Origin of the sequence: Halorubrum sp. Atlit-28R, assembly GCF_003665955.1 — an archaeon.
GTDB classification, from domain to species: domain Archaea; phylum Halobacteriota; class Halobacteria; order Halobacteriales; family Haloferacaceae; genus Halorubrum; species Halorubrum tropicale.
Window position 1 is genome coordinate 1 of the sequence record NZ_QPLS01000207.1, and the last position, 470, is coordinate 470.

At 47.9% G+C, this 470-nt stretch carries 1 protein-coding gene; it reads right to left on the reverse strand.

Translation table 11 applies throughout. The features are described from left to right. Positions 1-470 (reverse strand): GAF domain-containing protein (locus DVK06_RS17570; RefSeq protein ID WP_158600115.1); only part of this gene is annotated, 470 nt, incomplete at both ends.

Genomic DNA, 470 nt, shown 5'->3' on the forward strand with positions numbered 1-470 from the left:
CGCAACTTGCCTTGTGCCCGCGCAGCTTCTACCGCTGCCCAGGTCCGATCCACCATGTCGATTGCCATCTCGATGTTTTCATCGGTCCAATGATGTAGTTTTGAATCATGGGCGTTGAGCAAGGCTCTCAATTTGCCTTCCTTCATCAATGGAATGCTTAAAAAAGACCTTACTCCATTGGCAGCGTAGGCATCCGCATAGGGAGCTGACTTTTCATCAGCTGTTACATCATCAATCACTACGACTTGCCCTGATCGTAACGGGTCAACGATCCCAGTACCAAAATCATCTAATCGAACACTTTTCCCTGCCATTGACGTCACTTCACCATTAGTACAGTCACGCTTGAACGTGACAGTCTCACCAGTTTTATCTGCTTCGGCATACATAACTCGTGTTGCTCCCAAATGTTTCCCGAGCAATTCACATGCTGCTGTAGTCACTTCTTCGGGATCAGACAAAGGGCGAAT